The sequence below is a fragment of the Flavobacterium nitrogenifigens genome, assembly GCF_003254565.1.
In the GTDB taxonomy this organism is placed as follows: domain Bacteria; phylum Bacteroidota; class Bacteroidia; order Flavobacteriales; family Flavobacteriaceae; genus Flavobacterium; species Flavobacterium nitrogenifigens.
In genome coordinates, this window is sequence record NZ_QJRI01000178.1 from 110,245 (window position 1) to 136,122 (window position 25,878).

At 32.3% G+C, this 25,878-nt stretch carries 29 protein-coding genes; 11 read left to right on the top strand and 18 right to left on the bottom strand.

Features of this window, described 5'->3' with window-relative positions; translation table 11 throughout:
- Positions 1–84: 84 nt before the first annotated feature.
- Positions 85–2,307, top strand: a complete 2,223-nt coding sequence (locus DM397_RS16215; RefSeq protein WP_111378536.1) for an FUSC family protein — start codon at positions 85–87, stop codon at positions 2,305–2,307.
- 39 nt (positions 2,308–2,346) lie between these two features.
- Here the strand turns inward: DM397_RS16215 and DM397_RS16220 are convergent, their stop codons facing one another.
- The 5 genes from DM397_RS16220 to DM397_RS16240 form a co-directional block, all read right to left on the bottom strand.
- Positions 2,347–3,840: a malate:quinone oxidoreductase gene (locus DM397_RS16220; protein ID WP_111378537.1), complete on the bottom strand. Its 1,494-nt coding sequence runs from the start codon at positions 3,838–3,840 to the stop codon at positions 2,347–2,349.
- Between the two features lie 126 nt (positions 3,841–3,966).
- On the bottom strand, positions 3,967–4,380 hold the full coding sequence (gene ruvX, locus DM397_RS16225) for a Holliday junction resolvase RuvX (protein WP_111378538.1): 414 nt from the start codon (positions 4,378–4,380) through the stop codon (positions 3,967–3,969).
- 26 nt (positions 4,381–4,406) lie between these two features.
- Positions 4,407–4,679, bottom strand: a complete 273-nt coding sequence (locus DM397_RS16230) for a type II toxin-antitoxin system RelE/ParE family toxin (RefSeq protein ID WP_111378539.1) — start codon at positions 4,677–4,679, stop codon at positions 4,407–4,409.
- Positions 4,680–4,683: 4 nt separating this feature from the next.
- Positions 4,684–4,920, bottom strand: coding sequence for a hypothetical protein (locus DM397_RS16235; protein WP_111378540.1), 237 nt, complete (start codon positions 4,918–4,920; stop codon positions 4,684–4,686).
- A 136-nt stretch (positions 4,921–5,056) separates the two neighbouring features.
- On the bottom strand, positions 5,057–5,689 hold the full coding sequence (locus DM397_RS16240; RefSeq protein WP_111378541.1) for a PAS domain-containing protein: 633 nt from the start codon (positions 5,687–5,689) through the stop codon (positions 5,057–5,059).
- 262 nt (positions 5,690–5,951) lie between these two features.
- Between DM397_RS16240 and DM397_RS16245 the strand changes: the two genes are divergently transcribed.
- The 3 genes from DM397_RS16245 (at position 5,952) to DM397_RS16255 (ending at position 8,701) form a co-directional block, all read left to right on the top strand.
- Positions 5,952–6,767, top strand: a complete 816-nt coding sequence (locus tag DM397_RS16245) for a 2,3,4,5-tetrahydropyridine-2,6-dicarboxylate N-succinyltransferase (RefSeq protein ID WP_008462641.1) — start codon at positions 5,952–5,954, stop codon at positions 6,765–6,767.
- 107 nt (positions 6,768–6,874) lie between these two features.
- Complete coding sequence (locus DM397_RS16250; protein WP_111378542.1) at positions 6,875–7,939, top strand: glycosyltransferase family 9 protein; 1,065 nt, start codon at positions 6,875–6,877, stop codon at positions 7,937–7,939.
- A 3-nt stretch (positions 7,940–7,942) separates the two neighbouring features.
- Positions 7,943–8,701 (top strand): glycosyltransferase family 2 protein, encoded by a 759-nt coding sequence (locus DM397_RS16255; RefSeq protein WP_111378543.1) that lies wholly within the window; start codon positions 7,943–7,945, stop codon positions 8,699–8,701.
- A gap of 2 nt (positions 8,702–8,703) precedes the next feature.
- On the opposite strand, the gene DM397_RS16260 is transcribed toward DM397_RS16255, so the two are convergent.
- Positions 8,704–9,474 (bottom strand): Kdo domain containing protein, encoded by a 771-nt coding sequence (locus DM397_RS16260; RefSeq protein WP_111378544.1) that lies wholly within the window; start codon positions 9,472–9,474, stop codon positions 8,704–8,706.
- A gap of 78 nt (positions 9,475–9,552) precedes the next feature.
- Here DM397_RS16260 and DM397_RS16265 point away from each other — a divergent pair, with 78 nt between their 5' ends.
- Positions 9,553–10,629, top strand: a complete 1,077-nt coding sequence (locus tag DM397_RS16265) for a glycosyltransferase family 4 protein (RefSeq protein WP_111378545.1) — start codon at positions 9,553–9,555, stop codon at positions 10,627–10,629.
- A 1-nt stretch (position 10,630) separates the two neighbouring features.
- Here the strand turns inward: DM397_RS16265 and DM397_RS16270 are convergent, their stop codons facing one another.
- Positions 10,631–11,497 carry a hypothetical protein gene (locus DM397_RS16270; protein ID WP_111378546.1) on the bottom strand — a complete coding sequence of 289 codons (867 nt, stop codon included), beginning with the start codon at positions 11,495–11,497 and terminating at the stop codon, positions 10,631–10,633.
- A gap of 119 nt (positions 11,498–11,616) precedes the next feature.
- Between DM397_RS16270 and DM397_RS16275 the strand changes: the two genes are divergently transcribed.
- A complete protein-coding gene (locus DM397_RS16275) occupies positions 11,617–12,627 on the top strand; it encodes a glycosyltransferase family 2 protein (RefSeq protein WP_111378547.1) in 1,011 nt (336 codons plus the stop codon).
- Positions 12,628–12,629: 2 nt separating this feature from the next.
- Here DM397_RS16275 and DM397_RS16280 read toward each other — a convergent pair whose 3' ends face one another.
- Genes DM397_RS16280 through DM397_RS16310 form a run of 7 tightly spaced genes read right to left on the bottom strand, consistent with a single transcriptional unit; the run spans position 12,630 to position 18,424 of the window.
- Entirely contained in the window at positions 12,630–13,595 is a 966-nt protein-coding gene (locus tag DM397_RS16280) for a glycosyltransferase (RefSeq protein ID WP_111378548.1), read from the bottom strand.
- 60 nt (positions 13,596–13,655) lie between these two features.
- Entirely contained in the window at positions 13,656–14,291 is a 636-nt protein-coding gene (locus tag DM397_RS16285; RefSeq protein ID WP_111378549.1) for a PglD-related sugar-binding protein, read from the bottom strand.
- The gene (locus DM397_RS16290) at positions 14,291–15,298 is read right to left on the bottom strand and encodes a ketoacyl-ACP synthase III (protein WP_111378708.1); all 1,008 of its coding nucleotides are present in this window, start codon (positions 15,296–15,298) and stop codon (positions 14,291–14,293) included. The genes DM397_RS16285 and DM397_RS16290 overlap by 1 nt, the downstream gene beginning before the upstream one ends.
- A 7-nt stretch (positions 15,299–15,305) precedes the next feature.
- Entirely contained in the window at positions 15,306–16,049 is a 744-nt protein-coding gene (locus tag DM397_RS16295) for an SDR family NAD(P)-dependent oxidoreductase (protein ID WP_111378550.1), read from the bottom strand.
- Between the two features lie 5 nt (positions 16,050–16,054).
- Positions 16,055–17,137, bottom strand: coding sequence for an aromatic ring-hydroxylating oxygenase subunit alpha (locus tag DM397_RS16300; protein ID WP_111378551.1), 1,083 nt, complete (start codon positions 17,135–17,137; stop codon positions 16,055–16,057).
- The gene (locus DM397_RS16305) at positions 17,134–18,189 is read right to left on the bottom strand and encodes a 3-oxoacyl-ACP synthase III family protein (protein ID WP_111378552.1); all 1,056 of its coding nucleotides are present in this window, start codon (positions 18,187–18,189) and stop codon (positions 17,134–17,136) included. Before DM397_RS16305 ends, DM397_RS16300 begins: the two co-directional genes overlap by 4 nt.
- Positions 18,190–18,193: 4 nt before the next feature.
- On the bottom strand, positions 18,194–18,424 hold the full coding sequence (locus DM397_RS16310; protein ID WP_111378553.1) for a phosphopantetheine-binding protein: 231 nt from the start codon (positions 18,422–18,424) through the stop codon (positions 18,194–18,196).
- Positions 18,425–18,673: 249 nt separating this feature from the next.
- Here DM397_RS16310 and DM397_RS16315 point away from each other — a divergent pair, with 249 nt between their 5' ends.
- On the top strand, positions 18,674–19,750 hold the full coding sequence (locus DM397_RS16315; RefSeq protein ID WP_111378554.1) for a DegT/DnrJ/EryC1/StrS family aminotransferase: 1,077 nt from the start codon (positions 18,674–18,676) through the stop codon (positions 19,748–19,750).
- A gap of 35 nt (positions 19,751–19,785) precedes the next feature.
- The gene (locus DM397_RS16320; protein ID WP_111378555.1) at positions 19,786–20,358 is read left to right on the top strand and encodes an L-threonylcarbamoyladenylate synthase; all 573 of its coding nucleotides are present in this window, start codon (positions 19,786–19,788) and stop codon (positions 20,356–20,358) included.
- Between the two features lie 289 nt (positions 20,359–20,647).
- Here the strand turns inward: DM397_RS16320 and DM397_RS16325 are convergent, their stop codons facing one another.
- On the bottom strand, positions 20,648–21,772 hold the full coding sequence (locus DM397_RS16325; RefSeq protein ID WP_111378556.1) for a cysteine desulfurase family protein: 1,125 nt from the start codon (positions 21,770–21,772) through the stop codon (positions 20,648–20,650).
- Positions 21,773–21,859: 87 nt separating this feature from the next.
- Between DM397_RS16325 and DM397_RS16330 the strand changes: the two genes are divergently transcribed.
- The gene (locus DM397_RS16330; RefSeq protein ID WP_111378557.1) at positions 21,860–22,855 is read left to right on the top strand and encodes a hypothetical protein; all 996 of its coding nucleotides are present in this window, start codon (positions 21,860–21,862) and stop codon (positions 22,853–22,855) included.
- Positions 22,856–23,002: 147 nt separating this feature from the next.
- On the opposite strand, the gene DM397_RS16335 is transcribed toward DM397_RS16330, so the two are convergent.
- Positions 23,003–23,554 carry a Smr/MutS family protein gene (locus DM397_RS16335; protein WP_111378558.1) on the bottom strand — a complete coding sequence of 184 codons (552 nt, stop codon included), beginning with the start codon at positions 23,552–23,554 and terminating at the stop codon, positions 23,003–23,005.
- 1 nt (position 23,555) lies between these two features.
- On the bottom strand, positions 23,556–23,729 hold the full coding sequence (locus DM397_RS23950; protein ID WP_167511682.1) for a hypothetical protein: 174 nt from the start codon (positions 23,727–23,729) through the stop codon (positions 23,556–23,558).
- Between the two features lie 126 nt (positions 23,730–23,855).
- Between DM397_RS23950 and DM397_RS16340 the strand changes: the two genes are divergently transcribed.
- Positions 23,856–24,122, top strand: coding sequence for a DUF2752 domain-containing protein (locus DM397_RS16340; protein WP_239457873.1), 267 nt, complete (start codon positions 23,856–23,858; stop codon positions 24,120–24,122).
- A gap of 72 nt (positions 24,123–24,194) precedes the next feature.
- Here the strand turns inward: DM397_RS16340 and DM397_RS16345 are convergent, their stop codons facing one another.
- Complete coding sequence (locus DM397_RS16345) at positions 24,195–24,896, bottom strand: DUF1003 domain-containing protein (protein ID WP_111378560.1); 702 nt, start codon at positions 24,894–24,896, stop codon at positions 24,195–24,197.
- Between the two features lie 190 nt (positions 24,897–25,086).
- Between DM397_RS16345 and DM397_RS16350 the strand changes: the two genes are divergently transcribed.
- The gene (locus tag DM397_RS16350) at positions 25,087–25,878 is read left to right on the top strand and encodes a serine O-acetyltransferase (RefSeq protein WP_111378709.1); all 792 of its coding nucleotides are present in this window, start codon (positions 25,087–25,089) and stop codon (positions 25,876–25,878) included.

Here is a 25,878-nt window from a genome sequence, read left to right on the forward strand (position 1 = left end):
TTTTTACTCGCTACTAAAAATCTCATCCATAATTATGCCAAAATCATTCCTACAATTCTTACCTTTGTTAGTAAACCTCTTTTTATGATTGATAGAATTTCGAAATTTACTAACAGCACTTCCTTCCTCAACGCCTCTAAAGTAACTATTGCTTCTGTTGTTCCTGTTTTAGTTTTAAATTTTCTAGGTCATTTTGAAATCGGATTTACAATTGCGCTTGGTGCTTTTTATACGTATCCCAGTGATATTCCGAGTTCTCTTAGCCATAAAATAAAAGGATTAATTGCTGCTTCGTTTATTGTCTCTGGAGTTAATCTTTTAGTAAATCTCGTTTATCCATTTCCCATACTTTTCTATATTTTTTTAGGGTTTCTGCTGTTTTTATGCTCTATGATTTCGGTTTATGGACAACGAGCCACTTTAATCTCCTTCTCTGCCTTATTATCAATTTCTTTATCTTTTGGACACTTGCACGAAGGCTGGGAAGCTTTTGAATATTCGGGTTTCATTTTTATTGGAGGAATTCTGTATTTAATAGTATCGCTTGTTTTTCATTTCGTACAACCTTATAAATATGTAGAACTACAAATTGCCGAAGGAATAAAACTTACTGCCAAATATCTCAAATTAAGAGGAGATTTGTGGAGTCCCGAGGCCAACAGAACCGCTATTATAGAAAAACAGCTGGCTGTACAGGTAGAATTGAATCTTATTCACGAAGATTTAAGAAAAATGCTGATTGGAAACCAGAATGCATCTGGAACTACAAGCCAGAATAGAAAAATGCTTTTGGTTTTTATCACTTTAGTCGAAATTCAAGAATTGGCGCTATATACTTCTTTTGATCATAGCAAGCTTCATGAAAAATTTGCGAAGCATCCTGATGTTTTAAGAACATATCAGAATGTTGCATACAAATTGGCTTCAACCCTCAAAAAACTTTCCAAAAATGTCAATCATATCAGTGTTTATGTTGACAAACATGATTTAAAAAATGAATTGGACGCTCTTGAATTTGCCATTTTTGATTACGAAAAATCGCTAGGAAAAGAAGAAGCCGCAGAAGGTGTTTTAATGCTGACTAATATGCTGAAATATGCCAAAAATCAGGTTGGCAAAATTAAAACGATTCAGCGTGCGCTTTCTTTAGCAATGCAGTCCTATAAACTAAAAGATCAAGACAAAGAACTTGAAAAATTCTTAACACCACAGTATTATCCACTTCGAACTTTAATTGAAAATTTAAGTTATTCTTCTTCGATTTTCAGACATTCGATACGTTTGACGATTACTATTTTGATCGGTTTTTTCCTTGGACAAGTTCTGCCATTTCAAAACGTATATTGGATTCTGTTAACTATTGTAGTAATCATGCGCCCTGGTTATGGTTTAACCAAAGAACGATCGTATAACAGAATGTTTGGAACTATTTTAGGAGGAATTATAGCTTTCGGAATTGTCTCTGTCATTCAGAATCATGTTGCACTGAGCATCTTCTCTATTGTATGTATGCTTCTTGGGATTTCATTTACCCAAATCAATTACAAGATTAGTGCGACATTTGTTACGATGTATGTCGTTTTTATCTACGGAATTTTAACTCCAGATATTAACGAAGTTATTCAATACAGAATATTAGATACGCTCGCGGGAGCAACTTTAGCTTTTATTGCCAATCAGTTTTTATGGCCTGCTTGGGAATTCATCAATACACCCATTCATATTGAAAACACCATTCGAGCCAATAGAAATTACTTAAAAGAGATTGCAGATTTTTACAATAAAAAAGGAGAAGTTCCTACTTCATATCGTTTAGCAAGAAAAAATGCTTTTGTTGAAATAGGAAACCTGATGACTTCTTTTCAACGTATGATGCAAGAACCTAAGTCGAAACAAAAAACAATGCCTTTGGTAAATAAATTAGTGGTTTTAAATCACTCTTTATTATCTGCTTTAGCGTCACTTTCAACTTATATTCAATCGCACCAAACCACTTCTGCATCTGATTCTTTTAATTACATCATCAAAACTATTCTGGCCAATCTAGATCATTCTATTTCTGTTTTAAGAAATGAAGTTGTGGTACAAGATACTTTTTTCGAAAAAGAAGATGTGACTTTACAATTTGAAGAATTAAAACGCAGACATTTTACACGTTTAGCAGAAGATGACGATTTGGATAAAGAAACGCGTCAAGCTAAAATGCAGGAAGCGCAAATGGTAATTGAGCAATTAATCTGGATGAGCAATCTAGCAGAAAAGATTCTAAAAAACACAACCGACTTAAAAGCAACAAATCCAGATTAATTCATCTGGATTTGTTTTTAATATTGAAATATGAGAAGCTTAATTTAATTTTAAAACTTCTGCTGTTTGTTTTCTAAGCTGTTCTAAAAGTTCAGGCTTATCATTTAAAGTTTGCCCGTAAGACGGAATCATTGTTTTTAATTTCGCTTGCCATTCTGGTGTTTTAATTTGATTTGTAAAACATCTGCTTACCAAATCAACCATAATTGCTACAGCTGTAGAAGCACCAGGAGAAGCACCTAATAGAACTGCTAAAGTTCCGTCATGCGTATTGATGACTTCTGTACCAAATTCTAAAACTCCACCTTCTTTTTCATCTTTTTTGATCACCTGAACACGCTGTCCTGCTTTTTCTAATTTCCAGTCTTTTGAGCGCGCTGTTGGAAGATATTCGCGTAAAGCTTTCATTCTGTCTTTTGGAGACTGACGAACCTGCTCTATTAAATATTTCGTTAATGGAATATTATGATATCCTGCAGCCAACATCGGAATTAAATTGTTTGGCTTAATAGACATCGGCAAATCTAAATAAGAACCATTTTTAAGGAAACGAGTTGAGAATCCTGCGAATGGACCAAAAAGAAGTGCTTTTTCGCCATCAATTACACGAGTATCAATATGAGGCACAGACATTGGAGGAGCTCCAACGCTTGCTTTTCCATATACTTTTGCTTGATGTTTTGCAATTACTTCTGGGTTTGTACATTTCAGCCATTGACCACTTACTGGGAAACCTCCATATCCATTTCCTTCAGGAACATTTGCTTTTTCTAATAACGGAAGAGAACCTCCTCCTGCACCAATAAATACAAATTTAGTGTAGGCTTTACGAGTAGTTCCTGTTGACAAATCTTTAATCTTAATTCTCCAAGATTTGTCTTCACGCTGTCTTAGTTTTTTAACTTCATGATTGAAGAACAAAGAAACACCGTCTAGCTTTTCTAAGTAATTGAACATACTTCTTGTTAAAGCACCAAAATTAACATCGGTACCAATTTCCATATGTGTTGCTGCTAATTTCTCATCAGCATTTCTGCCTTCCATTACCAATGGCATCCATTTTTGAAGCTGTTCAAAATCGGTGCTGAAAGTCATGTCGGCAAAGATTGGATTGCTTTGCAGCGCTTCGAATCTCTTTTTTAAATAATCTACATTTTTATCTCCCCACACAAAACTCATATGAGGCACGCTTTTAATAAAATTATCCGGCGACGGCACTTTATTCTGCTGCACTAAGTAAGACCAAAACTGGCGAGAAATCTCAAATGATTCTGCAATGCTTATTGCTTTTTTAGGATCTATGCTTCCGTCTGCCTTTTCTGGAGTATAATTTAGTTCACAAAAAGCAGAGTGTCCGGTTCCTGCATTATTCCAAGCATCAGAGCTTTCTGCTGCAGCAACATCTAATCTTTCGTAAATTTCAATTTTTATATCTGGTTGTAATTCTTTCAAAATTACTCCAAGAGTGGCACTCATTATTCCAGCGCCAATGAGTACTACATCACTATTTGAACGTATGGTTTCGTCAGGCATAACAGTATTTTTATTTAAAGTGCAAAGGTACTTTTTTAATTGCAAAAAAAAACTAATTTTTAGACGATAAAAGTTAGGATTTTCTAAAAACCATTAAATTATAAATAAAAAATACGACGAACAGCGCTATTTTTTTGCGGAAAGATAATCTTGAAGCAGAATTGTGGCAGAAATTTCGTCTATCAAACCTTTGTTCTGACGCTGTTTTTTACTTAAACCACTGTCGATCATGGTTTGAAATGCCATTTTTGAAGTAAAACGCTCATCAACACGAATCACTTTCATATCTGGAAAGATATTCGAAAAATGAGTCACAAAACCATTAATTACAGAAGCGCTTTCAGAAGGAAGACCGTTCATTTGTTTAGGTTCGCCAATTAAAACCGCTTCGACTTTTTCTTTGGCAAAATAATCTTTTAAAAAATCAACTAAAGTATGAGTCGGAATCGTGGTTAAGCCCGAAGCGATAATCTGCATTTCGTCTGTCACTGCAATTCCTGTGCGTTTTTGTCCGTAATCTATTGAAAGGATTCTTGGCATTTTGATTAGTTTTCAGCAAATTTAATTTAAAAAAGTCGATGTTTTAAAACACCAATCACATGAATAGTCTTTTGTTCGGAGTCAATTTTAAAAATAGTGGTACAACCTTTAAAAACATAATCCCTATAAGTTTCAGTATCAAAATAAATGGATTTTTTAGAGTGAAATGGATTTTGTAAATCTTTTTTTAAATGTTTCAATAATTCATTTTTGAATTTTCTTCCCGTAATAGGTTTATCTTTCGCAATAAAGTACACAATATTTTTAAGATCATCATTAAATTCAACAGTTAACTTAATCTTCTTATTTCTTAATTGTCTCCTCTAACAAAATATCCAACTCTTCAAAAGTAATATATTGAGCTGTCTGATTTTCTATTTTTTCAGCTCTTTCCTGCAAAATTTTCTTATTCTTTTCAAATTCTGGATCAGAAAAACTATCTTCTTGCACAATTTTCAATTCATCAGAAGAAAATGAACTTAATAATTTTAAGATTTTTTCTCTAATTTCTGGCTGAAATTCTAATCTAATCGCTTCCATAATGCTTTCATTTTACAATACAAATATAAACCTTTTTAAATTCATGTTTTTTAAATTAAACTTAAAAACAAAAATCCGCCTTGAAAACTCAAGACGGACTTTTATCCAAATATTCAAACCTAAAAAATAACTCAATTTATCTTCCGAACAAACGGCTGAAAAAACCTCTGTGTTCTTCTTCCTCTCCCGCATCCTCTTCTTCAGAATAATTAGCAAACTTAGATTGTGACTTTTCATGTTCGTAAATCAGCTCCTTAATATATTCAACGTAAGTTCTCTTTTTCTCTTCTAAGAATCCGATCAAGTACTTTTCGCTAAATTCTACTCCACTTGCCGCTTCGATCTGCAATAGCTTTTTATACAAAGGTTCAATATGCAATGCAATTACTTCTTGTGGTACAGCTTGTCTTCTACCAAAAAAATTTACAATAACGTCGTTTTCGTCGCGGGCAATTTCAAAATCTGTAATTACCCAATAGTATCTTCCAGACTTTGCAAGGTTTTTTACAATAGCGTGAAAGTTTTTTCCGTTTTTAAGATTTTCCCAAAGTACTTTAAAGATTACTTTCGGCATATCCGGGTGACGTATGATATTATGAGGCTGCCCCATTAACTCATAGTCTTCATAACCACAAACATCTACAAATACTTCGTTGGCATATTCAATAATACCATATGCATTTGTTTTACTCATGATAACCTGAGTTTTATCCCAGCTTACTTCTTTGTCTATAATTACTCTGTTTTGAAGGTGATTTTCTTGATTCATATTTTACTGCTTATATGATTATTTATGGAATGGAATGTTGATCAACACTGCGAAATTAAAGCGAAGAAAAAGCAGAAATCCTGACTTTTGTCATATTTTGATACAAAAAAAACTTTTAGCGGCAATGGCATTAATTAAAAACTCCTACGCGCTTTGCTAACCTTACAAATAAGAAACAAAAAGTTAAATCTGTAACATTTTCAAGCAGTTTTGCTTTTTTGCATTTCTACAAATACGTTATCTTTGCCAAAAAATTAAACGTATGAATTCTTTACAGACTATAATTGAACAAGCTTGGGAAAACAGAGCTTTATTGCAAGAAACTACAACTACAGATGCCATTAGAGAGGTTATCGAATTGGTAGACGCAGGAAAATTACGTGTTGCTGAACCAGTTGGTGACAAATGGCAAGTAAACGAATGGGTTAAGAAAGCAGTTGTAATGTATTTCCCGATTCAGAAAATGGAAACATGGGAATCTGGTATTTTTGAATACCACGACAAAATGTTGCTAAAAAGAAATTATGCTGAAAAAGGAATCCGCGTGGTGCCAAATGCTGTTGCTCGTTATGGTGCTTACATCTCAAGCGGTGTAATCTTAATGCCAAGTTACGTAAACATTGGTGCTTATGTAGACGAAGGAACAATGGTTGATACTTGGGCAACTGTAGGAAGCTGTGCTCAAATTGGTAAAAACGTTCACTTAAGCGGTGGTGTTGGTATTGGTGGTGTTCTTGAGCCATTACAAGCAGCTCCAGTAATTATTGAAGATGGTGCTTTTATCGGTTCTCGTTGTATTGTTGTTGAAGGTGTTCACGTTGGTAAAGAAGCAGTTCTTGGTGCTAACGTATGCTTGACAGCATCTACTAAAATTATTGATGTTACGGGCGATGAGCCAGTTGAAATGAAAGGTTATGTACCTGCTCGTTCTGTGGTTATCCCAGGAAGCTATACAAAGAAATTTGCTGCTGGAGAATATCAAGTTCCTTGCGCCTTAATCATTGGAACTCGTAAACCATCTACAGATTTAAAAACTTCTTTAAACAATGCACTTCGTGAGTACGATGTTGCAGTATAGATTTTAAGAAATCCTAAAATTAAAAATCCAAAATCCAATTGATTATTATTGGATTTTGGATTTTTTTTGCTTCAATTTGTACCACTCAATCCGATTAAGAGTTTTACATGAAGATACTTGTTATTCAACAGAAAATGATTGGCGATGTTTTGGTCAGCAGCATTATATGCAACAATCTGCGTACAGCTTATCCAAATGCGCAAATAGATTATCTGGTTTACGCTTCGACAACCGCTGTTTTAGAAGGAAATTCAAATATTGACAATATCATTTTATTTGAAGAAAAGCATCGTCAGAGTAAAAAAGAACTTTTAAATCTGGGCTTGCAAATTAGAAAAGAAAAATATGATCTGATTATTGACGCTTATTCTAAATTAGAAAGTTGGATTTTGGTGTTTTTAAGCAATGCCAAGAGAAAAATTTCATACAAAAAACCAGGAAGAACATTTTTATACACCGACAATGTTCCGTTTGAACCTTTTCCTAAAACCAATTTAGGTTTGGCAATAGAAAGAAGACTTTCTTTATTAGAGCCTCTTGATCTTAAAATTGAGATAAATCCGATTCCTAAATTATTTGTTTCTGAAAAAGAAAATAAAGAAGCCATTGCGTTATTCGAAAAACATCAGGTTCGAAAAGACAGAAAAACCATCATGATTAGCCTTTTAGGCAGCGAAAAACTTAAAACCTATCCTTTGGAGTTTATGGCTAAAGTAATTGATTATATAGCTGATTATGCTGATGTAAACATTCTTTTTAACTATTTTCCTAAACAGTTAGAAGAAGCCAAAACTGTTTTTAACACCTGCAAACCATCAACTCAGGAAAAAATCTATTTTGATTTGCTCGGAGGCGATCTTCGTTCGTTCATTGGTCTTGTAAACCAATGCGATCTTATTATCGGGAATGATGGTGGAGCCATTAATATGGCAAAAGCTTTAGAAAAACCTTCATTCATAATTTTTTCACCTTGGATTGAAAAGAAAATCTGGGCTACTTTTGAAGATGGAATTCATCATCTTTCTGTACATTTAAAAGATTATCATGAAAATTTGTTTGAAGGCAAATCTGAAAAAATGCTAAAAAAAGAAGCATTGTCTTTGTATCAGGAATTTAAACCTGAATATTTTAAAGATAAAATCGAGTCGTTCCTAGAAAAAAACATCCGCTAAAAAATGGCTCTAAAACAATCATTATCGGCTTTATTAATAACGTATAATGAAGAACACAACATACGTGAGGTTCTTAATAATCTAGTTTTTGCCGATGAAATTATCGTTGTTGATTCTTTTAGCACCGATAAGACTTTTGAGATTGCTTCTAGCTATAAAAACGTAAAAACTTTTCAACGTCCTTTTGACAATTTTGCTCTTCAGCGAAATTATACTATTAATCTTGCTTCAAATTCGTGGATACTTTTTATTGATGCCGATGAAAGAGTCACTCCTGAACTTCAGCAAGAAATCAATACGATTATACATCAGGAAAAAAGTGCCTCAGCATATTTTATGTATCGTGATTTTATTTTTGAAAATAGAAAATTAAATTTCAGCGGCTGGCAAACCGACAAAATTATCCGTCTTTTTAAAAAAGAAAATGCTGTTTACAATTTAAATAAAATTATACATGAAAAATTAATTGTAAATGGAGAAATTAAAATACTAAAAAACCGATTAACTCATTACTCCTATTCTAATTATGACGATTACAAGCAAAAAATGATCTTTTACGGTAAATTAAAAGCGCAGGAAGAATTAATGAAAAACACCAATCCAACATTCTTTCATTTTTACATCAGACCTGCATATCAATTTTTGAATCAATATGTTTTTCGATTCGGATTTTTAGATGGCAAAAAAGGGATTATAGTCTGCTATCTAAATGCATTGAGTGTCGCAGAACGTTTTCGGGAATTAAAAAAAATAAAGAAATAGAATTAAGACTTTTTCCAGAATTTCAATTTCTTCTTTAATCTTTTCTTTTTCATAAATTCTTCCTGAAAATTGGAAGTCGCCTGCCACATTTTTTCAAAGATCTCAGATTCAGACTTATTGGTATAGAATTTTGAATATTCATTACTCATTACTTCAATCATTTCTTTTTTAGGCGTTAAACGACTGAAATTATTCATTCGTTGTTCAAAAGACATGGTATCATAAAAATTCATTCGGTTTAAATCAACCAAAAAGAATTCATATTCAGTATCACTTATTTTTTTAATTAAAGTATTTCCTGGCGAATGATCTAAAAATTCTACTCCTTTTTCATGAAGCTCAAAAGTAAATTTCACAAACTGCCTTAAAATATTATCATGATCTGGATAATCAGGAATTTCAACCAATTCCCTATAAGTAAGCTCTGTAATTAAATGCTCACTAGCATAATAACTATCTTTTAATCCTATTAGATTAAAGTTTTCCAGAAATGCAATTGGTTGAGGCGTTCCAATACCTTTTTCTAATAAAATAGTCGCAAACTCAAAGGAGCGCTTTGCTTTTGACTTTCTAAAATAACGGTAAGCTACCTTATTAATAATATTTGGAATTTTAAACGATTTGATATTAATCGTTTTTTCATCAAGGCTAAAAAGCTTTATTTTATTTCGATCGCCATTACCAAAAAGAGTTCCTGAGGTATTAAAAGTTTTAATTTTATCAAGAATTAAAGCTGAGCTAGTTTCAAAAATGGGATTTACTTTAAAATTCATCAGTAGATTTATATATTAACAAAAATACGCATAGAATTTTAGACTTCAAATTATTATTGTATTTTCGTTAAAAAAAATATGTCAGAGAAGAAAAGTGTTTTTTTAGAAACTCACAATATAAACAATCGAGCTACTGGTTTAGGCACTTTTAATTACGAACTTATTAAAGGATTAAATCAATTATCATTTGATAATTTGCAAATTCACCTAAATGCAGGTAAACCTGAATTGCTTAAGGACGAGTTTAATGACAAATTTAAATATCACAAATACAGATCTTTTCACAGATATAAACCTTTCAGACCTGTTGATAAATTTGATTTATGGCATTCTGTAAACCAGAATTCTAAATTAGAGCCAAGAACTAATACTAAATATCTCCTAACGATTCATGATGTCAATTTTGTAGAAGAAATATCTGCCGATATGAATCATAAACGTAATCGTTTATTCCTCGAAAAACTGAATAAAGCAACCGCTATTACCTATATCTCTGAGTTTGCCAAAAAACAAACGCATCAGTATTTTAAAGTGCCTAATGTACCTGAGCACATTATTTACAACGGAAACCCAATATCTACTTTACTTGACACCACAAATTTTGTAAGCAACATTCCGGTAGATAAACCTTTTTTTTATACTATTGGGGATTTTATCGAAAGAAAAAATTATGTTTCGATCGTGAATATGATGAAATTAGTAAAAGATTTTAATTTGATCATTTCTGGGAATAATTCTAAAAAATACGGTGGTGTTATTAGAAAATTAATTGATGATAATGGTTTGCAGAATCAGGTTTTCTTGACTGGAAAAGTAAGTAATGAAGCCAAACAATTTTACATGAAAAATTGTACCGCATTTCTTTTCCCATCCATAAGAGAAGGATTTGGACTGCCGCCTATTGAAGCTATGAGTTTTGGAAAACCAGTATTCTTATCAGACAAGACTTCGCTTCCTGAAATTGGAGGAGATATAGCTAATTATTGGAGCGATTTTGATCCTGAATATATGAAAAATATTCTTTTTAAAGGATTAGAACATTTTAACGATCATAAAAACGAACTGGAGCCTTTATTGAAAAAAAGAGCTGCAAGTTTCGATTGGAAAATTGCAGCTGCAGAATATTTAAATGTTTATCATCAAATCTTGAAATAAACTATTTTTTAGTTAAATGTTTAAACCATTGCCCGAAGTTCTTTTTCCATATGTAAAAGCCTGAGGGCAATACTTCATCAAAATCTAAATTTTTCTCGATTTCATTAAAACTACTTCCTTTTACGAAAGCCAGTTTTTTCCATTTTTCAGGTTCCATGTAAAAAAAGTTTCTCATAGTTTTATAATTACTTTCATTTACGGTTTCCCATTTTTCTAAAAACTCTTCTTTATTAATATCGGTGTCGTGGCCCCAATTATTGAATTTCATTTCAAGCTCTTCTTTTGTTCTCGAAATGCATTCATGAAGAACTGCTCCTTTATAATAAATTATTCTTTTGCGAGTTTGTCTTCCTATTCGGTAACTTGGAAAATTTGTGGCAACCATGATTTTCGTAGGCTTTTCCACATATAATACTCCATTATCAACCCTTTTGTAAAGATTAATTAAATAAGGAGATATTTGAATTTGGTTTTTCTGCGGATTATCAAGATAATGATCTTTAGATCGCAAGAAATCTACAAATCCTTTGAAATCTAAAAAATACTCATCTGCGTCTAATTGAATCAGCCAATTGCCTACACCCATTTTCTCTGCAAGTGCTTTGCGTTCTAGAACTTCACACTGCATACTCGTTAATTCTGGATGATAAAAATTATCTTCTAATATCTCAATTTTAAAATCAACATCAATCCATTTTATCCATTCAAAGAAATCTTGCCTAATTTCGAAAGTTTCTCCTTTCCAGGTTTTTCTTTGCTTATCAATTGCTAAAAAAATTGAATCGGATTCTTTGTAAATTTGCGGTATTGCTATTTTAAGCAATTCATAGTCATAAGACACTAAAAATCCAACCTGAATTTTTTTCATTTATTTAAATTTGTTAGGGCAAAGATAATAACATTCTGACATTATCAATGAAAATTACTATTTATTCTTTAAGATAATTTTAACTTAAATATTACCTTTGTTTTATCAAAACAAAAATCATGCTAGAACCAAAAATTTCTGTAATAATGCCCGTCTTCAATGCATTTCCTTTCTTAAGCGAAAGCATTCAAAGTATATTGAACCAAACTTTTTCTGAATTTGAACTTATAATTTTAAACGATAAATCTACCGATGAAAGCTTACAAATAATTAACAATTTTAAAGCTATAGACAACCGTATTGTTTTAATTGATAAAGAACAGAATGTTGGCCCTGCAAATCTCAGAAACGAGGGAATAAATATTGCAAAAGGAGATTATATCGCGTTAATGGATGCCGATGATATTGCCATGCCCAATCGTTTCGAAAAACAACTTACATTTCTAAAAAACAATCCTGAAATTGGATTATGCGGCACTTGGTTTACTTTTTTTGACGCAGAAAGTAAAACTATTAAGCATAGTGTAGACAGTGACGCTATAAAAGTATCATTTTTACACAGTTGTAACATTGGAAATCCAACTGTAATGTTTAAAAAAGAGGTTTTGGGAGATTTAAAATTCGACAATGATTACGTTCCTGTTGAAGATTATGACTTATGGAGCCGATTATTGGCTAAAACTAAATTTTATAATATTCCCGAATCCTTATTAAATTACAGACAGCACAATACAAACATTAGCAAAACAAAAGTTGACAATGTAAATCGATCTGTAAGAAGGGTAAAAATAAATCAACTTGCGCATTTAGAAATTTCAGATTCTGATCCAAAAATCGATTCTTACTTAAATGCTGTTTCCCTAAAGAAAAAGCTTTCTCCTGAAGAAATTATAGAAAGCATAAATGCTTCTAAGCATCTTATTACTCAAAATGCAAAGATTAATTATTTCAATCAGGAATTATTTGAGAAACATATTAATAAAGTCTTAATACGTTCCATTAGAAATGCGGCAAGTTACAATAAGACCTTTTATAGATTTCTTAAAAGTGATGCTGCCTCAATATTCAATAAAATCAGTTTATTGGACAGAACAATTATTTACTTTAAATCTTTAAAAGGAGGAAAATAACATTATGTATTTGATTTTATGTAACGCCATAAAAATTTAATTTTCACCAGTAAAGATGCTTGTTGTAAAAATTCATCAATCGCTTTTCTAGGCTCTTCAGCATTTTTAAACTCATCATGCTTTCGAAGTTTTAAAGCTTCAACAGCAGAAGCTTTTAACAAAGAAGTCATCACTTTTTTAATATTCGCAGTTCTAGATTGAGGGATATTTTCGAATATTTCTTTAATATTTAAATATGATGAATAACGTTGAAAAAATGGTGTTTTTAAAGAATACACTCCTCCAGAATGCAATCTATAAACGCCACCTTGAAAATTCATAAAAGCTCCTTTTCCGTGGCATAATGCCAATGCATAAAGTGTATTGTCTTTTCCGTACTTAAATTTTTTATAATCTAATGGATCAACTGCCTCTTTTTTGAAAACACAAGTTAATGTATATGTACAGTAAGGCTGGAAAATAGTATTAAAATCTATTGTATAAACTTCCGGCAAAGTATCTTTAAAATCATTCGGAACTAATTGAGTATCTTTTCTATTAAGATAATCTGTCCATGCAATTACATAATCGTTATTGTTTTCTAAAAAATCAACCTGTTTCTGTAGTTTGAACTCATCAATCCAATAATCATCACCTTCGCATAACGCAATATATTTTCCTTTTGCCATAGGAAAAGTGATATCACTCCAAAAATTTACTTTCTTAGAATATTGGTTTTCCTTCTGTAAAATACATTTAACAATCTGCGGATATTTTTCTGCATATTCTTTTAAAATAGAAGGTGTATTATCTGTCGAAGCATCATCATGGACAATTATTTCAAAAGGAAAAGTTGTTTTCTGATTTAGAAAACCGTCCAGGGCTTCTTTAATAAATTTTTCATGATTATAAGCATCACATAAAATGCTGACTAAAGGCTGTTCTGTATAGTCTTTCCCGTTTAAAATAATGCTATTTTGATCTTTCATGAAGTGATTATTTCAGTAATTTAATATTGATAATCTGTAAATTACTTAAAGAGGTTTAATTTAAAATTCAATTTTCTTAGCTGGAATACCAAAAACAGTCGTGTTTTCTTTGACATTTTTAATAACCAGACTCGCGGCACCAACCGTAGCTCCTTTTCGGACAATAATGTTTGGCAATACTGTAGCTCTTGTGTTTAAGGTTACTTCTTCTTCCAAAACAACAAAACCGCCTGTAAAAGAATAGGAACTTACATGTGCCCATTTACATATTTTTGTATCGTGCCCTAAACCTACATAACCTTGTATCGTTACAAAATCTTCTATAATACAATCATTGCTAATGTTAGCATACATAAAAACAAGCAAACCAGTTCCTACAACGGCATTGGTATTTAATTTTGTCGAAGGATGAATTAAATTGATAAACTTCCCTCCTTTTGCAAGAATTAATTCTGCATAATGTTTTTTCCATTTTACAGATCCCATCGCGCAGACAAAAACATCGTTTTCCTCTATTTTATAATCTTCTACAGAAGATAATATCTGTGGATAGTTTGAAAATCCTTCTAGAGCATCAGACTTATCATCCAAAAATCCTTTTACAACATACTCTATATTAAAACCAGCACACTGAGTGGCTAGATCATAAACTTCTCTACCAAAACCTCTCGCTCCTACAATTATTAAATTCTTCATTATTCTATTATTAAATTACAGGCTGCCCACGAATATCCCACGCCAAAACCTGCTAGCACCACATTTTTTATATCCGTTAACTTCTCTTGTTTCTGAGCTTCATAAACAGCAATAGGAATGGTCGATGAAACGGTATTTCCGCAATGATCCATGGCGATGAAAAATTTATCTTCCGGAATTTTTATCTTTTTCCTTAAATGGTTCAACATGTATTTATTGGCCTGATGGAAAATAAAAAGGTCGATATCATCTTTTGACAAATTAGACTTTTCCAGAATTGATTCGGTAAGTTTAGGAACAAATTCTCCTGTAAAATTGAAAATTTCTGTTCCGTTCATGTATAGGTTTTTATCGTTTCGGATGTTTCCAAACTCATCTTCAATGTCATTACTATTTGAAACTGGAAAACGCATTCCGCCTTGTTTTACAATAAGATTTTCAGCTCCTTTTCCGTCTGTACCAAAAATAAAATCACCAATAGAACAAAAGCCTTTTTCACTTGATATAAGCGTCGCAGCTGCGGCATCTCCAAAAATGGTTTTATTGCTTTTATCTTTCGGATGAATGAATTTAGAATACGTTTCGGATGTAATTAATAGAATATTTTTAGCCATTCCACCAGCGATTAATCCTTTTGCCAGACTTAATCCATATACAAAACCAGAACATCCTAAATTATAATCTAAAGCTCCTATTGAAGTATTTAAACTTAACTTTTCTTGAATAATACAAGCTGTTGTAGGCAAAAAATAATCTGGACTCTGCGTACAGAACAATAAAAAATCAATAGTCGATCTATCAATGCTATGTTCTGCAAAAAGCTTCTCAGCTGCTTTTACAGCCATATCTGATGAAAACTCGTCTGAAGCACTTATATGACGGGAATTAATCCCTGTTTTTGAGCTTATTTTTTCAATATCCCATTCTGGAAAATCCCTATTGATTAAATCATTTGACAAAACCGCTTCAGGCAGATAATACGAAATGGCTTTTATATTCGCTTTCATCTTTGATTTATATTGTTGAAGTTCTTCCTCCATCTAAAACTAAATTCTGACCCGTAATCCAGCTTGAAGCATCTGAAAGTAAAAATACGATTGGGTCTGCAACCTGTTCTGGCGTTCCATAACCCAGCGGATATTTCTTTTCGTCTTCTTGAATCACTTCGAGAGATAAATTTTCTATAGATTTTGAGGTTATTTCTGTCTTTACCATACCAGGCGAAACACAATTTACACGAGTTTTACTCACCGCAAATTCATTTGCCCAAACTTTTGAGATCGCAATTAGCGCTCCTTTAGTAGCAGCATAAATTCCGTTTCCTTTCATTCCAAATAAACCTGCAACAGATGAAACCAAAACAATCGAACTTCCTTTGTTTATTTTTTTCTTTTTAAAAATCAAATTAACTAGATAGGTAATCGAATCAAAATTGATACTTCTCATTTCGTTCATTAACTGCTCCGAATAGAACTTAACTGGAGCCAAAGAAACAATTCCAGCCGAATGAACAATTCCATCGATGTTTTCAATTGCATCTACAATAGCTTTTATATCGTCCATCTGAGATAAATCGGCAGCTATAAAACTATTTTGATTACCACATTCTTCAATTAATTTTTCAAGAAAATCAACACGTCTTGCCACAGCGATAAAAGTACCACCTTGTCTTACAATGGCACGGCAAGTCTCAAAGCCAATTCCAGAAGAGGCTCCGGTTACTAAAATTTTCTTTCCTAATAAATCAAATGGGTTCATTGTTGTTATTTTAATTCTTGTTTTGTGTTTAAATAATCGTAGTACTTTAAAATCCTAAATTCTTCTTCACCAAATATTGGCGAATGGTCTTTAAAGTTTACCAGATTTGACTGTACGCTTTCAATGATTTTTTTATCTTCATTTAAAACCAAATCCAAAGATTCATTTGAACTGTTATTAATAAAATCAATAATATTCTGTTCTGATTCACTTAATTCTTTTTCAAATTTTGTAGCAAAATAACGAACTCTTAAAATGGTTTTAGATGGAGATTGCGGCAGCATAAAACCTAAATAAAAACCTTTTCCTTCAACAGTACTTACAAAAGCATTTGGGTAAATATGAAAATGAAGATACCCCTGTGTTTTGAAAGTTCTTGCAGAAAGGGCTTTTTCTATAATTTTATTTGGCTTTACATCTTCTCCTTTTGGAAATTCGCACCAACTGTGCGCATTATAAAAATCAAATTTTTCTGGCGGTAACGAACCAAATCCCATTTTTGCAAATGAGTTTTCGTGTACTGCTGTGCAATGATAACATTCCAAAACATTTTCAACTAGAAGTTTCCAGTTTACTTTATGCTCAATAGAATAATCAATTGTTTTTGATCCAAAGTGTTTGCTTATTTCTTTGAGCGGCGTATAAATATTTCCTAAATATTCTTCTAAAGTGTCCTTGAATTGGTCATTCAATTTTAAAAATATAAAATCGCCACATTCAGCTACTTCATATTCTTTTAATTTCAATTCGTTAATATGATCTCTTTCAAATGAATTCCGACACATTAAACCAATTACATTTCCCTTCTTTCCGTATGTCCAATTATGATACAAACAAGACGAGACACGATTTCCAAAAGGTTCTTCATGAATGGTATTAAATCTGTGAAGGCAAACATTTTGAAAAGACTTTATTGCACCGTTGAAATTTTGAATAAAAATTTTATTTTCGTAGTACTCAAAAGTTACAAAATCATTATTATTTAACAGTTCGTTTTTGTGCGCGGCTAAAATCCAAGATTCATTTAAAAATAAAGACTTCTCTTTGAGGTAAATTTCTTCGTCTATGTAATTTAAATTCTTTATCATATTTCGATTAAATCTGAAATCACAACATCATCAAGACTTACTTTAGCTGTTCCCCAAGATAAACCAACGCCAAAACCACATAGTATTAAACTTTGAGAAGTATTGCCTAAATTGTCTTTTAACTGCGTAACTATTGTTAACGGAATTGTAGCAGAAGAAGTATTTCCGAATTCTTTTAATGAATAAGGTACTTTTTCTGCAGGTAATTTTAATTTTTTGGCAATCATTTTATTCATCATCAAATTGGCCTGATGAAATACAAAATGATTGATATTGTCCTTATCGATTTCAAATTTTTCGATAAGTTTATTAACTGTTTTTGGTGCTTGTGAAATACCAAAACCAAAAACATCCATACCATCTAAAATAAGCTGACATGCATTTCTTTCAATTCCTGGAGAAATTGTTTGATAAATTAAAGAGTCAGAATTAATTCTGTTTCTTGCGCCCCCATCATTGATCATAATCGTTTTATAGCCTGAACCGTCTGTACCTAAATCAAACTGTAAACTTTCTGCATTTTCATCCAATTCAAAAGCTGTAGCACTTCCTGCATCTCCAAAAAGCGGCACAGTACTTTTATCGGTTTTCGAAAGCAATTTACTGCTGGTATCGCCAGCTAATAAAAGTCCTTTCTTTAAACCAGAAGCTTTCATCATTCCAGCAATAATAGATATTCCGTAAACATAACCAGAACATCCCAAAGGCACATCAAAAGCGATGCAGTCTGTAGAAAGTCCCAATCTGTCCTGAAGTATGGCCGCAGAAACAGGCAAAATATAATCGGCAGTCTGCGAAACAAAAACCAGAATTTCTATTTCGTTTTTCTGCCAATGTAAATCTGTAATTAATTTATTAGCAGCTTCACAACATAAATCAGACGTACAAAGATCTTTTGGGGCAATACGTCGTTCTTCAACTCCGGTTGCCTCAATAAATTTTTGAATTTCTTCTTGTGTCAGTATATTAAGGTCCACATTGAGCTCCTTATTTTTCGGAACACTACACGCAATACCTTTTACTGCAACACCATTTACTGAAAAAGCTGCCATTTAATTATCCTTTATTTTTAATAATTTCAAAGATGTCATTTAAAGAATTCGAAGATTTAATATCATCTCCTGTTAATTTTACATCATATTCTTCATCTGCCATAGCTATTAATGAAAGAGCAGTCAACGAATTCCATTCGTCTAAATCTCTAAAAACAGTTTCCTGTGTAATTAGAGCGGCATCTGTATCATCTAAAATATCTGCAAAATTTTTCAAAAAGGCATTGATTTCCATAGTATTCTTAAATTTATTTTGTGTTCTTTTTTAACATTAATTACACCAAATATCAAAAAAACATTCTTTTAACATCATCAAAAAATCTAACACACTGTCAGCCAATACTGTTATCTAGAAGTTTTAATTCTTAAAATGTTATAATATTTAGTTATATCAAAAATTAAGGTTTCTTTTCCTAATTTTACCGCACAAATATAACAATAGTTACCCTTAAAGATAAATTAAACGCACTAAATCTGTAATAAAATGATTGCTGTAACCAAAACTTTTCTTCCTCCGCAAGAAGAATACAATTCTTACTTAAAACGCGCATGGGATAAAGTGTGGCTTACAAATCGAGGCGAACTCACCATTGAATTGGAAGAAAAACTGAAAACGTTTTTAAACAGTTCTTCTATAATTATTACTAATAACGGTACAATCCCTATTCAAATTGCATTAAAGCTTTTTGGAAACGGAGGTGAAATAATCACGACTCCATTTTCGTATGTTGCAACATCAGCAGCTATAGTTTGGGAAAACTGCACTCCTGTATTTGTAGATATTGATCCCGATTATTTGACTATTGACGAAAGCAAAATAGAAGCTGCCATAACTTCTAAAACTACAGCAATTCTGGCGACACATGTTTTTGGGAATCCGTGTCATGTAACTGAAATTGAAAAAATCGCTAAAAAGCACAATCTAAAAGTGATTTATGACGCGGCGCATTGTTTTGGCGTTAAATACAACAATGAATCTGTTTTTAATTATGGAGATGTAAGCACATGTAGTTTTCATGCTACCAAAATATTCCATACAGGCGAAGGCGGTGCAATGTTTTGCAACGATGCTGAAACGTACCATAAATTATATTACAGCCATAATTTTGGTCACAATGGCCCTCTGGCTTTTCATGGACTAGGAATTAATGCTAAAATTTCTGAATTACAATCAGCAATGGGACTAGCAGTTTTTCCTTATATAAATCATATTTTTGCAGAGAGAAAAAAAGTAGTTGATTTTTATAACAAAAATCTTGATTTACAAAAGGTAAAAATTTTAAAAATAAGAGAAAACACAGAATGGAACTACAGTTATTATCCTGCTATTTTTGATTCTGAAAAAACTTTACTAAAGGTCATAGAAGCTTTAGCCAAAGAAAATATTATACCAAGGCGTTATTTTTATCCTTCTTTGAATACGATTGATTACACCAAAGGAAAAGAAATGCCAATATCTGAATCTATTGCATCTCGAATTTTATGTCTTCCGCTGTATGTTGGAATAGCACAAGAAGATTTAGAAAAAATAACACAAATTATAAACACACAAATACAGTAATTTTTTTCACTGCCATTATCAAACATTATCAAATTATGACTCAAGATATTAATACTGAAGTTCACAATGCTTTCGAGGTAATAAAAGAAGGCGGTATTATTCTCTATCCAACCGATACGGTTTGGGGAATTGGCTGTGATGCTACAAATGCCGATGCTGTTGCTAAAATCTACAAATTAAAACAGCGGGCAGAAACTCAAAGCATGATTGTTTTAATGAATAGTGAAAAAATGATGTACAACGTTTTTAAAGATATCCCAGAAGTTGCATGGCAAATTATGGATTTATCTGAAAAACCAACTACTTTAATTTTAGACGATGCCAGAAACGTTGCGCAAAACATTATTGCGGCCGATAAATCGCTTGGAGTTAGATTGGTAAAAGAACCTTTCTGCTACAAATTGATGGAAAGAATGAAAAAACCCTTGGTTTCTACTTCAGCTAATATTTCCGGACAGCCAACACCGCAAAGCTTCAAAGACATTAGTCCAGAAATTATCAATGGCGTTGATTATGTGGTAAAATTAAATCAAGACAAAGTCAACGGAAAATCTTCAACGATTATCAAATTAACTAAGGATTCTCAGGTAAAAGTAATTCGAAAATAGTTTTTTTTTTGTTTCAAGTTTCAGGTTTCAAGTTTTTGAAAAAACTTTGAGTATAGTTTTACCGCAAAGCACACAAAGAATTACGCAAAGGTCGCAAAGAAGCTTTTATTGAGAATCTAAATAGATTTAAAAAAAGTTCGCAAAGCTTTATCAAAAAACTTTGCGAACTTTTTCATTTTTATAGCTGTAAAAAAATCTTAGCGACCTTTGCGTAATTCTTAGCGTGCTTCGCGGTTAAAAAAACTTAGAATCTCAGGACCTTAGTATCTCAGCAACTTAGCTTAGCAACTTAGACCGCTTTCAAACTCTCAATTAGCCAATCGATATCTTCTTTGGTATTATAATGACTAAAAGAAATTCGGAGATTTGGCAATTTTAAATCGGTCTCCGAAAGCATTTCGTTTAAAACATGTGAAGGTTTTATACTCCCAGACTGGCAAGCGCTTCCTCTAGAAACTGCGATTCCTTTCATATCTAAACTAAAAAGCAGCATCGAAGTTTTGTCTGGCGAAAAAGGCAAAATAATATTGATGATATTATAAAAATCATTTTTCTTTCCGTTGATTCTAAAATCTGGAAAATGAATTTCTAACTGCTCTATCAGATAATTTTTTATTCCCAAAATATAAGTTCTTTCTTCATCTAATTTTTCGTATGAAATAGATAAAGCTTTTGCCATTCCGGCAATTTGATGCACAGCTTCTGTTCCAGCTCGTAATCCTTTTTCTTGTTCTCCTCCAAAAAACAATGGCTGTAAACCAGAATTTTTTCGAACAAAAGCAAATCCAATTCCTTTTGGCCCATGAAATTTATGTGCGCTAGCCGAAATAAAGTCAATCGGAGTCTTTTGAAGATCAATTTCAGTTTTTCCAATAGACTGAACCGTATCTGAATGAAATAACGCGTTATACTGCTTGCAAATCAAACTGACGCGATCTAAATCTAAAATAGTTCCCGTTTCGTTGTTTACATGCATTAAACTCACTATTGTCTTTTTTTCATTGGACAATAAATTTGATAAATGTGTTAAATCTAGACTTCCGTCCGTGTTTACATTAACGTAATCAACTTGAATACTGTATTCTTCCTGAAGCGCCCAAACGGTGTGCAAAACCGCATGATGCTCAATTTTTGAAGTAATGATTCTTTCAACTTTTAAATCTTCTACAACAGAGCGCAGAATCCAGTTGTCGGCTTCAGTACCGCCAGAAGTGAAAATGATTTCTTGGGCAGTGCAATTGAGATGTTTGGCAATGCTTTTTCTTGAAAGCTCTAATATTGTTTTACCGTTTCTTCCGAAACTGTGTGTAGAAGACGGATTTCCGTAATCCTCAAGCATTATTTTTGTCATTTCCTGAATTACTTCAGGACGCATTGCTGTTGTTGAGGCATTATCTAGATATACTTTTTTCATTGTTGCAAAGTTAACAAATATCAATTGGCAAATCTTAAATATCATTTGGCATTTTTTTCACTATTTTTGACCCAAATAAATTTTATCATGAAAAAATATGCTGCCCTCCTACTATTTGCTCTTTTTTTAAACGGATGCGATGACGGAGATTTGACTGTAGATACAATAGATTTTGACGATATTGCAGAGTCTCAAGCTTGTGACCCTACAACAAATACCTTGCTTTATAAACTTAAACCTCAGGAAGCTCTCTTATTTCAAATGCCAGAAGGAACTATTAAAAATGATCCAGGAGACTATATTTACACTATAGATCCAAAAACACAAGAATACAATGTGGTTTATAGAGCTTATGACGGAGCTGTTGCAAAAGAAAATATTTGCGGTATAATCCCTCCAAGCACCCCAAAAGTAACTGAAGAATGGATTGGAACAAATGGTATAATTGAGATTTCAACAACTCAAAATGAAGAACCAAACAAAACTGACGATGGTACAAGAATAACAGGATATACACATAGTATTATCTTCAAAAATATTACATTCAATAAACCGTCAGGGCCACAAATAGAACCTGAATTTGAGTTTGGAATTTATAAAACTAAAGTAGATCCAGCCAATCTAACTTTCAAAACCAATCCTAATGGTTCGGCGTATGAGTGTGATGAAGTTGCTAGAGTTTACAACTACAACAATACATTCTATTTATCTATTGATGATATAGATCCTGCTTTGCTTGTTAATGTTGTTACGCCGAGCGACCAACCGCGTACCAGTTTGATAACAGCGACACAAAACAAAGTGTTTTATAAAACTGCAAAAGCAGAAACTGGATCTATAACACCAGCTTTTGTTTGCGCAAAATTACAACCGTCAGCACCTGCAATTGAGGAGACATGGACAGGCCAACTTGGAGTTGCTAATGTAAGCGGAATTATAGAAGTAACCACTGCTCTAATCGGGCAGCAAGTTTACGAGCATACAATAGTACTTAGAAACGTAGTTTTACAAAAAGGAAATAGCACTTTTAAATTAGGAAGCCATTTCGTTCTAGGAAAAATTGACAGAGCAGCTACTAACTAAAAACATCGGTTTCTAAAAAGAAATCAACAGAAATAATTCTTACAAAAAAACGTCTGTTTTTTGAGATGATTTTACAACTAAATCGAATCAAAAAACAGACGTTTTTTCATGCTTTTAAACGAAGCATTTTACGTTTAAAAAACTCCTTTATTTATTGTTTTGTCTTATATAAACTTCGGTAGCTCCAAGGCCATATTTTTGATAATTGGCATCTTGAAAATCAATTCCGTCATAACGACCCAATAAAAAATCAAGTTCGGCTTTTAAAATTCCTTCGCCGACGCCATGAATAAAAACGATTTTTGGAATGCGGCTTCGTATTGCAAATTCGATATGCCTTTTTGCCGTTTCCGTTTGTAAAGTTAAAATATCATAGTTCGACATTCCGCGTTTATTTGGAACCAATTTTTCGATATGCAAATCAAATTCTGGAACGCCGACTTCACGTTTATCCTTCTTTTCTTTAACAAAACTTCTCGGTTTTGGCTCCGTTTTCTCTTTTGAAACTTCATCTAAATTAATTCTTTTAATAGAATTCATTAAATTACTGGTTTCTTGAATCTTAAGTAACTCGTTGACTAAAAATGTCATCATAAAACCATCTTCAGTTTCAATCAAAACCTCGTTATTTTTAACCGAAACCACCGTTCCGTTTATGGCTTCATCTAATACCGAAACCTTGTCTCCTTTTACCAACATCCTACTCCTCTTTATCTTTATTTTTACTTGGTGTTTTTGCACTCAATTGCATCATTCCAAACATGAAAACTACAATTGCAGCAATCATGATATAGATGTTTTTTTCTTCCGAAACCTGCTCGTATAACGCAACCGAAATCGCAAGAATCATTATTATAATTTTAAAAGTTTTCATCCCATCCTTATTTTAAGATTTCAAAAGTATAAAACTTTCAAATAGTACTTCTATACTACTTCAGCCGTTTGTCATATTTTTTTAGTAAAATTGCAAAAAAGAGTTACCATGGGTTTAGAGAAATATATGATTCCTTGCTTGTTCAAAACCGTATTTGGTTTTGACTGTTTAGGGTGTGGATTTCAGCGTTCTCTATTCTTACTTTTTCAAGGTGAATTTTTAGCGGCTTTTAAAATGTATCCAGCCATTTATACTTGCCTTTTACTCCTCATTTTTATTGCCTTTCATTTCTTAGATAAATCCAAAAATTACAAAAAACTGATTTGGAGAATGGCCATTATAAACCTATTTTTTATGCTTGGCGGTTACTATTTTAAACACTTTTATTTTTAGATTTTAGATTTTTAAAAATCACTCTGCTCTTTTTGGAATTTGGAATTTTAATTTTGGAATTTTAAACAACCTTTATTTTTTTATCTGATCCAAAATATCATTCATCATCTCAATTTGAACTTTCTGAATTTCGATTAATTCCTGTTGCTGATGCATAATTAAATGGTCAATTTTATCATGAATCAATCTAATCTCCAATTCTGATTTTAGATTAATCATAAAATCTTTTTTAGCACGATTACGATCCTTCTCTTCCTGACGGTTTTGGCTCATCATAATTACGGGCGCCTGCAAAGCTGCCACACAAGACAAAATTAGATTTAAGAGAATAAATGGATAAGGGTCAAATCCTTTGTTTAAGAAAATAAAAACATTTGAACCAATCCAAACCGTAATAAAAACCACGAAAGAAATAATAAAAGTCCAGCTTCCTCCAAAATCAGCCACTTTATCAGCCACTATCTGTCCTAGATTTCTCGTTTCCTCCTCTTCTTCTACAATGCTCACAATCGATTTATCTTCTTTCAATGAAGAAATAACATTTTTCTCCATTGCAGAAAGTGCTCCAATTTCAGAAGAAAGATAATTTGAAATATATTTTTGACGGTAAACATTTAATTCATTTATAGAAATACAGTCTTCAGCATCAAAATCAGGATATTCTTTTTTAATCAGTCCTAAAATAGGATCATGAATTGCTCTTCCGTATATTTTTTCATTTTCAGGAAAAGAAATGCCAGAAATATCACTTTTAAATGTTTGGTTGTTTTTCATTTTAGTATATTTTAAAAGCTAATTTACGCAATAAACTTCTTAAGAATTGCATAAAAAAGAACAGTTTACAATTCGTTTTTTATCACAAATCAAACCTCGCAAAGAAAATTTCTTTCGTTAAATCGTGATTTTATTTCCAAAAAACGCCTTACTTTTAACGTTCCAAAATTATTCATTCATTTTTACCATTGTGACAAAAGAAAACATCATACAAAATATAAGAGCTTTAAAGAGCCATTCACACATAAATTACGGCATTAAAACCAAGACGGAAGACTTTACAGAAAAGCTTTTTTACACGCTATTTGATTCTAATGCAGCGTTGGACGAGAGCATTGATGAATTAGAGTTTCGTTTTAAAGAAATCGCGGTCTTGGCATGCAAAAAACCTCAAAATTTATGTGAATCTATTTGGGATCGTTTTTTAGAGAAACTTCCTGAAGTTCTAGAAAAGCTAAATCAGGATGCCGAATATATTCTTGAAAATGATCCCGCTTCAAACAGTATTGACGAAGTTTATCTGGGTTATCCCGGATTTTATGCCATCGCAATTTACAGATTAAGTCATGAATTATATCATCTCGATTTATTGCTTTTTTCTCGACTAATGAGTGAATATGCGCATAGAATCACAGGTACAGATATTCACGCAGGAGCTAATATTGCATCGCCATTTTTTATCGATCATGCAACAGGTATCGTAATTGGTGAAACTTCCGTTATTAAAAAACATGTGAAAATCTATCAAGGGGTTACGCTTGGTGCATTAAGCGTAAGCAAAGAAATGAAAAATGCCAAAAGACATCCAACTGTAGAAGCCAATGTTTGCATTTATGCCAATGCAACTATTCTAGGCGGAGAAACTGTAATTGGAAAAAACAGTATTGTTGGAGGAAATGCCTGGATTACAAAATCGATTCCTGAAAACTCTATTGTAACCAACACTACTACCACTGAAGTCAAAATAAAAGAAAAAAAATAA